The sequence below is a fragment of the Microbacterium sp. NPDC055683 genome, from assembly GCF_053617895.1.
This window is the reverse complement of sequence record NZ_JBSHGQ010000075.1, coordinates 1-7,426: the sequence shown is the minus strand read 5'-3', so window position 1 is coordinate 7,426 and position 7,426 is coordinate 1. Positions and strand designations below refer to the sequence as shown.

Below are 7,426 nucleotides of genomic sequence, written 5' to 3'. Positions count from 1 at the left end.
GCAGAGAGATCTGCGGCGCCCACGTCTTTCTCCGTCGCCGCCCGCCCTCGCGATCCGCGATCGCCACCGGCCGCGGGCTCAGTGCGCGGGCCCGACCTCGATCATCGTCTGCGCTCCGAACGCCCTCCGCACGACCGCGAGGTCGGCATCGTCGTGACCGATCCCGGGCAGCCGCTCCCCGACGAGGAACAGACGCGGCCCACCGTCGTGCTCGACGACCGTGATCTGAACCTCGTCGCCGGGCGCGGTCTGCTCGATCATCCGCACCACGAACCGCCCGAGCGCCTCGGCGAGCGCCGGCTCGAAGTCGTCCGTCTCGGGGACGCGCACCTGCACGTGCAGCCCCCGCGATCGCGCCGTCGTGACGGCAAGAGCGAGCCACCAGCTGAGCGGGCCGCCGCCCACGGGGAGGACGATCAGCTGACGCAGATGGCGCTCCTCGAGTGCGCACGCCGCACGCGAGGCCTCGTCGCTCAGGTCGCGCCGTCCATCCGCGATCTCATCGAGCAGATCGAGTGCGCGTTCCACTCCTGCCGCTGTCCACCGGGAGCGCGTCACCGCGGCCGCGTCGCGGGCGAGGCGCTCGTCCTCATCCCGACGGAGACGCCGCTCGGCGTCGGCCAGCCGGACTCCCGACGCCTCGAGCTGGGTCAGGAATGTCGTGATGGCGACGATGAGCGCAAGGCCCACGACCGTGAGCACCATCGCACTGCCCAGCTCGTCCGTCCTCGCGCCGCCGCGGAGCACGGCGGGCAGCACGAGCATCGACGCGACCGTGAGCACGAGCGACACGGCGAAGGGGATGACCGTGCGCGCCGTCGCCCGGAGGAGCGTGGGGATCACCGTCAGTGCCGCCGACGGGAAGAGGACCGCCTCCCAGGTACGCAGTTCGACCGAGGAGAGTGCCAGTGCGCACGTCACAGGGATCGCTGCGATCGCCACCGTCACAAGCCAAAGCGGCATATGGCGCGTGCTCCCGCAGACGAGCCGGGCGGCGATCCCGATGGCGGCGACGACCGCCAGCAGCGCATGCGTCGGAGTGACAGCGAGTCGGTTCAGCACCTCCGCGATCGCGCTCGCGGCGATGAGGATCGCCGCGCACGCCCACGCCGAGCGACGCTGCAGGTCAACGATCAGCGCTGCCTCCGGCGCCGCCGTCGACGCGGCGTTGGAAGGGGGAACGACGGGGGCCAGCACGAGCACGGCCCTCGTCCCGTGGCCGGGCCGCGAATGGACCTCGACCTCGATGCGGTGCTCTCGGGCCCGCGCGAACACCGACGAGGCGAGACCGCGCTCTCCCACATCCGCCGGCGAGAAACCCACGCCGTCGTCAACGACCTCGACGACGAGCCTGTCGCCGTCGCGCTCCACGCGCACATCGACGTGGTCGGCTCCCGAGTGCTTGGCGACGTTGAGAACCAGCTCCCGCACGCACGCAGCCAGCGCGGCAACCCGTTCGACGGCGAACAGCGCGGCGGCGGCGCGCACGCTGGACGCGTCGAGACCGAGCCGACGGACGGAGATCGGCACCGCGGGCTCGAGGTCGTCGGCTTCGAGCCCCGTCTCGGTGGCGCCCTCGCCCATGAGCGCCGTCCGCGCGCGCGCGGCATCCGCGCGCGCCTGCTCGCGGACGCGACCCGATCCCACGCTCGCGATCCGGTCATCGGCGAACGCGCCGAGGGTGTTCACGACCGTGTCGTGGAGCAGCCTGGCCTGCTCGGCGGCCGCGGCCTGCGCCGCGCGCGACCGGAGCAGGGCACGGCGCGCGCCTTCGGCATCGGCATCGCGCCGTTCGACCTCGTCGCCCGCGCCGCGGATCGCACGCATCATCCCGAAGACGGCCGCGCACATCGTGAGGGAGGAGATCGTCACCGACTGCACGACTCGTCCCCAGTCGGGATGCACGGTGATCAGGGCCACCATCGACCCTGCGAGAACCGCGAGGGAGGAGAGGACCGGCACAGCTCCTCGGAACATGATGAACAGCGAGGGGACCGTCAACGGGGTGACGACGAGGGCGAGCAGCGCGAGCGGCGTCTGCGGCGTCACCGCGACCGCGCAGTCGACGACCAACGCGGCCGAGGACATCCCGATGCCGGCGACGGCCGACAGCCGTCCGCGGTACGCGGCGACGTTCGCGATGAGGACGATCGCATGGAGAGCGATGACGAGGGCGACGGGGGCCTGCAGGTCCGAGACGAGCGCGGCTGCGACCAATGCCGGCTGAGCCGCCGCCACCGCCCCCACCTGCGAGGTGATGAGGGTCCGGTCGAGGCTCTGGCGCACCCACCCTCGCGCTTCGGGACTCCTGTCCTTCACCGGACGTCCTCAGGCAGCGGCCGATGCGCGCGTCATGCACCGAGCGTAGCGCGCGACCACCGCGCCCTACGGCCGCGTCAGGTGCAGGATCGCCTGGATGCTCCGATGTGCCTGCGCGGGATCGCCCGACGACGCGGCGAGCTGGAGATCGGCGACCGCTCCTCGGACGATCGCAGGATCCGAGGCGACGACGGCACGCAGGATTCGGCGCATCGAGGCGTCGAGATGCGAGTGGACGGACCTCTGCAGGGAGTCGGCCGAGGCGGCGAGCACGCCGTGCAGTGCCCAGGCGATGCCCGCCGCGGGGCCGAGGTCGGAATCGGGGTCGGCCGAGGTGCGAGCCGCGAGCCGGCCCACCGCGTCGAGCACGCCCGGACGTGCAATGGCCGCGGACGCCGCGACCTCGACCTGCCCGCGCAGGAAGACGCCGGCGGCCGCGATATCGCGCGCGGTGAGCTCTGTGACCACCGTGGCGCGGCTCGCGCTCATCCGCACGAGGCCCTCGCGTTCGAGGCGGAAGAGCGCCTCGCGCACGGGCGATCGCGAGACGGCCAGGTCCGTCGCGATGTCCTGGTCCCTGATTCGCGCACCAGGAGGGAGCACCCCGTCCACGATGAGCTCGCTGAGACGCACGTAGACGTGATCGGAGAGGCGCTCGTGGACGGTCTCGATCGCCGTCGGATCCATTCGTGCTCTCCTCCCGGTCCGCGGCGCCGCCGCCCCGTCTGCGGGACGGCAGAGCTTCAGCCTTCTCGGATGGTCATGCGGACGATCTGCGCGCCGTCGACGATGAAGGAGAACCGCGACCGCCCGTTTGCGTAGTTCGACCTCCAGTCACCGGTGACGACGATCTCGCCTGTCGGGGTGACCTCCACGCTCTCGACGGCGAGAGTGCCTTTCGCGCCGATGAACTCCCGGTCACTCCACTCCTTGATCTGCGAGGCTCCCCCGAAGACGCGGCCCCAGTCGTCCACGGCCCCGTCGTCCGAGAAGGCGGCGAGGAAGTGCTCCTCGTCATGACGGTTCACGGCCGCGACGAACGACGCGACAGGTTCGGGGATCTGCGTATCTGCCACGGTGCCTCCTCATGCGGCTCTCAGCGCGCGTGCGCCGGTTCCCGAACGATAACCCCCGACGCGAGGCGCCATAACGAGATACCAGAATCGACAGCGGCCGCGCCATCGGCGTCGATGCATCCGTCGAAACCGGCGTCGGCACATCCTTCATCCGCGACACCGCCTGCAGACCATGCCCGGGGAGGACGCTCCTGCGCGGCTTGACCGTTCATGCCGACTCCCGCTCGGCAGCGCCGGGCCGCGTCGCCCGCACGGCGTCGGCGAGCAGGGCGACCTGGCCGCGCACGAGCTCCGCGTCGAGATCGCGCGCGGCACGGCGGATGCGCGACAGGAGCTCCCGATCGGCGCTGGTCGCGGGCGGCATGGTCCGCGTCAGGCGCCGCACGAAGAGGTCCATGTGCCCGAGGACGCTCTCGTAGAAAGGGTTCTGCGAAGCGCGGGCGAAGACACCGAACAGGCCCCACGCTAGATCTGCCGCCGAACTCGCGTCGAGCGCCGACTCATCGAACCGCGCCCCCATCGACGCCTCGATGACGCCCAGCGCGCGATGGTCGGCCAGGGCCGCTTCGGCGACCGCGGGAAGCTGCCCGCGCAGGAACCCCGCCACGGCCGTGCGGTCGGCGTCCCTCACGTCCGTCACGACCGTCGTGCGGCTCGCCGCAATCGAGACGAGGCCCTCCCGTTCGAGGCGGATGAGCGTCTCGCGCACGGGCATCCTCGAGACGCCGAGCTCGGCGGCGAGGTCGAGATCGCGCAGTCGTTGGCCCGGGTGGAGCGCCCCCTCGACGATCAGCTCGCCGAGCCGCGCGTACACGTGGTCTCCCAGCCTGTCCTTCATGACGACGATGGGCGTCATGTCCATGGTCTTCTCCGTCCTCGTGGATGGTCTTCCTCACCACGTAGGACCTCCCGGTCCGCCCGGTATAACGCGACAGTGCGCTTCTTCACCCGCTCCTTGGTCCGGACGAGCGCGGCGCAAGAGCTCTCAGCGTCCTCCCGCCGGCACGAAATAGCACCCGGCGGCATCCGTCGACGTCGATCGGATCAGGTCGTCCATCTCGTCGAGACGGTGCTGGGTGGTGACGAACGTCTCCGGGTCGTTCATGAAGGCCGCGAAGAGCAGCCCGGCGCCCTCGTCGAGGTCGAAGCTGTACGACCGGCGCAGCATGAGCGGGCGGCCGATGTTCGCCGGGTGCGCTCGACGCACGTGGGCAGCGGCCGGTACGAGCGGGCGGCCCGCCGCGCTCTTCGCGAACAGGTCGATCTCGTCCATGGCGCCCCCGCCCGACAACGGCGCCCCGGAGTCGCGCCGTCGTCCGATCGCCGCCTCCTGATCGGGCACGGGGAGCCGGAGGAAGTCGGGCGCGATGGTCATGCGCCGGTAGACCGCATAGGTGTCACCCGCCGGCGTCCACACACCCTCGTTTCGTTCCGCAGGAGTGCGCGGGTTGACGATGCCGTCGACGAACCCCGTGTTCGTCCGGGCGGTGCCTTGCGCCGTGGGGGCGTCGCGGTATCCGGTGCGCTCCCACACGATCTCGGCGCCGTCGAGATGATCCAGGATGGCGGCGGCCGTGTCGCGGACCGCCGCAGCCGTCTCAGCGCAGACCTGCACGACGATGTCGCCCGCGTCGAGGGGGCCGGCGTCGCCGGCGAAGACCGGCAGGTCGCGCGCGAGCGCTGCCCGCTCCGGCCAGGCGCGCAGTGCGAGGGCGGGGGCGTACCCGACCGTGATCGTCACGTCCCCTGCATCGTCGGGAGCTTCGGGAGCGAGAGCGGCGAGGGCGCGACCGGCGGCGACGATGTCGTCGGGATCAGCGTCCGGGAAGGCGACCGCTCGCACGTGCAGGTGCCGCTGCGGCACCGAGGGCGACGTGATCCCCGCTACTCCCTCCGCCGAAGGCGATGGGGCTCCCGTCGGGGGCGCGGCCTGCGGCGACGAGCTGTTCTCCGTGCCGCGCAGGACCCATCCCGCCGCCCCGGCCACGGCTGCGGCGCCGATGGCGGTGAAGAGCTCTCGTCGACCGGGGCCCGCCGGTCTCCGCTGCTCACTCACCGGTCGAACCGAGGATGTCGTCCAGCTCGGCGGGCCGCGGCTCGGGTACCGCCTCGCGGTCGATGTCGACGGTGAAACCGCCGGCCGCCGTGTCGAGCCGCGCGATGCGCCCCTCGTCGTCGAGCCAGAGCCGGGTCACGCCCGACCCCGCACCGTCTTCCGCGGGGAGGCGGTACGCCGCGAGGGAGTCCTGCTCGCCGAGGTAGGCCGCGTCGGACTGCCGGAGCAGCTGCGCGTTCTCCGGCCGGTCGGCGGTGAGGGAGAAGACGATCGCGAGCGCCGATGCGCCGCCCGACGTCCACGGCTGCACCGTCCATCCGTCCGATGTACGCGTCGCGTATCCCTCGGCCGAGAGCAGGATGTCCTCGACCACCTCGATGCCCTCGGGACCGCGTTCGAGCGTTCCCCAGGCGAGCGTGTCTTCGGCGTCGACCGTGAGCTCCGCGACGACGCGATCGACGTCGTCCTCCGCGCCCGACGCGACCACGGCGACGAAGGGGCTCTCCGTCGCCAGCTGGAACCGGGCCTGCGCCAGCGCCTCCGACTGCTCGAGCGTCAGCGGCTCTCCAGTCTCTGAGAGGCCGGCCCCGCACGCGGAAAGGAGAAGGGCGGGGACGAGCAGGAGCGCGGCCCGCGCGGTTCGCAGGCGCCTCATCCGGCGGCCTCGAGCAGGTCGGCCGCGGGGACCGCAATCGCGGCGATGTCGGGCAGGTCCACGTCGTCGGCCAGGGAACGGGGCGTGTCGTCGACCTCGTCGAGCCCTGGACGGGGGGCGGGAGCGGCGACATCGGCGAAGCTGATCCCGGCGGGCGCCGTCGGCTGCTCGTACGTTCCCGCGGGCAGTTCGTCGGCGCACCCGTCGGACGTGAGGCTCTCGGGAACGGCGGTCGTCCCCGGCGCGAGCAGGACGCAGTTGCCGGTTCCCGGTGCGCGCTCGGACGGCGCGTACGCGATGTCGAGGCCGTTGCCCTCCCACGCGTCGTCCTCGACGCGGTTGCCCTGCGGGGCGAAATCCTCCGACGACGCGATCCACATGCCGACGTTCTCGTGGCCCGAGATGCGGTTGGCGCGGACGACGGCGTCGACCGTGCCCGACAGGCCGATGCCCGTGCCGAAGGCGCCGGACGCCTGCTCGGGGGTCTCGACCGCGTTGTTGTCGGCGACCACGTTGCCCGCGATCTGCACGCCGCGCGTGGGTCCGTGGGCCTCCAGGTAGTTGGACAGCACGGTGATGCCGATCCGGTTCTCCACAATGCGGTTGCCCGTGATGGCGACGTTCGACGCGTTCGCAAGCTCGATGCCGACGGCATTCCACTGCACGACGTTGTCCGCCACCCACGCGTCGCAGTCCTCGCACTGGCCGACGTAGATCCCGGAGTCCGAGCCGCCGCTCGCGAGGTTGTCGCGGATGACGCCTCCCGTGCGGTTGAAGGCGTAGATGCCATAGAGGCCGTTGTTCTGCGCGGTCACGAACTGCACGAGGTAGCCCGGCACAGGGTCGGGCGCCGCCTCGGGAAGGTAGCCGTCGGGACCGCGCGCCACGCCGGCGCCGTTCTCGTCGGTGGCTCCCGTGACGAGGACTCCGTTCTGCAGGTAGTTGCGCACGGTGAGGTTCTCCACGGTGAAGCGCGCGCCCGTTCCGACGACGCCGTTGCTCGCCGTGAGGCCGCCGTCGAGGATCACCCCCTCACGGCTTTCGCCGCGCACGGTGACGTCGTCCGCGGACACCTCCAGCGTCCCCTCGTAGGTTCCGTCGGCGATGAGGATGATCCCGCCGTCGGAGACGAGTCCACCGGCGTCCTCCAGCGCCGCGTCCGCAGGCACATGCACCACCGCGGACGAGGTCGGCTCGGCGGGAGCGCATGCCGCGCCGCCGGCCATCAGGGCGAGCAGGAGGGGAATGGCGGCGAGCCGTCGGGGGTGCGCGATACGGGGTGATCGCATGCGTGTCCTCTCACGCCGCGACCCCGGGGTC

General features: G+C 71.9%; 7 protein-coding genes. All 7 read right to left on the bottom strand.

Going from position 1 to position 7,426, the window contains the following annotated elements:
* Positions 1 to 78 precede the first annotated feature (78 nt).
* Entirely contained in the window at positions 79 to 2,286 is a 2,208-nt protein-coding gene (locus ACWGPF_RS17365; RefSeq protein WP_452333977.1) for an ATP-binding protein, read from the bottom strand.
* A gap of 99 nt (positions 2,287 to 2,385) precedes the next feature.
* Positions 2,386 to 3,006, bottom strand: a complete 621-nt coding sequence (locus ACWGPF_RS17360) for a GntR family transcriptional regulator (RefSeq protein WP_452333976.1) — start codon at positions 3,004 to 3,006, stop codon at positions 2,386 to 2,388.
* A 56-nt stretch (positions 3,007 to 3,062) separates the two neighbouring features.
* Entirely contained in the window at positions 3,063 to 3,395 is a 333-nt protein-coding gene (locus ACWGPF_RS17355) for a nuclear transport factor 2 family protein (RefSeq protein ID WP_452333975.1), read from the bottom strand.
* Between the two features lie 208 nt (positions 3,396 to 3,603).
* The gene (locus ACWGPF_RS17350; protein ID WP_452333974.1) at positions 3,604 to 4,257 is read right to left on the bottom strand and encodes a GntR family transcriptional regulator; all 654 of its coding nucleotides are present in this window, start codon (positions 4,255 to 4,257) and stop codon (positions 3,604 to 3,606) included.
* 123 nt (positions 4,258 to 4,380) lie between these two features.
* Entirely contained in the window at positions 4,381 to 5,451 is a 1,071-nt protein-coding gene (locus tag ACWGPF_RS17345) for a Dyp-type peroxidase (protein WP_452333973.1), read from the bottom strand.
* Entirely contained in the window at positions 5,444 to 6,106 is a 663-nt protein-coding gene (locus tag ACWGPF_RS17340; RefSeq protein WP_452333972.1) for a hypothetical protein, read from the bottom strand. Before ACWGPF_RS17340 ends, ACWGPF_RS17345 begins: the two co-directional genes overlap by 8 nt.
* The gene (locus ACWGPF_RS17335) at positions 6,103 to 7,395 is read right to left on the bottom strand and encodes a right-handed parallel beta-helix repeat-containing protein (protein WP_452333971.1); all 1,293 of its coding nucleotides are present in this window, start codon (positions 7,393 to 7,395) and stop codon (positions 6,103 to 6,105) included. The genes ACWGPF_RS17340 and ACWGPF_RS17335 overlap by 4 nt, the downstream gene beginning before the upstream one ends.
* Positions 7,396 to 7,426 lie beyond the last annotated feature (31 nt).

What these genes read in the sequence shown, in the direction of transcription:
- ACWGPF_RS17360 (WP_452333976.1), bottom strand. Translation starts at nt 3,006, where the DNA reads ATGGATCCGACGGCGATCGAGACCGTCCACGAGCGCCTCTCCGATCAC.
- ACWGPF_RS17350 (WP_452333974.1), bottom strand. Translation starts at nt 4,257, where the DNA reads ATGGACATGACGCCCATCGTCGTCATGAAGGACAGGCTGGGAGACCAC.
- ACWGPF_RS17340 (WP_452333972.1), bottom strand. Translation starts at nt 6,106, where the DNA reads ATGAGGCGCCTGCGAACCGCGCGGGCCGCGCTCCTGCTCGTCCCCGCC.
- ACWGPF_RS17335 (WP_452333971.1), bottom strand. Translation starts at nt 7,395, where the DNA reads ATGCGATCACCCCGTATCGCGCACCCCCGACGGCTCGCCGCCATTCCC.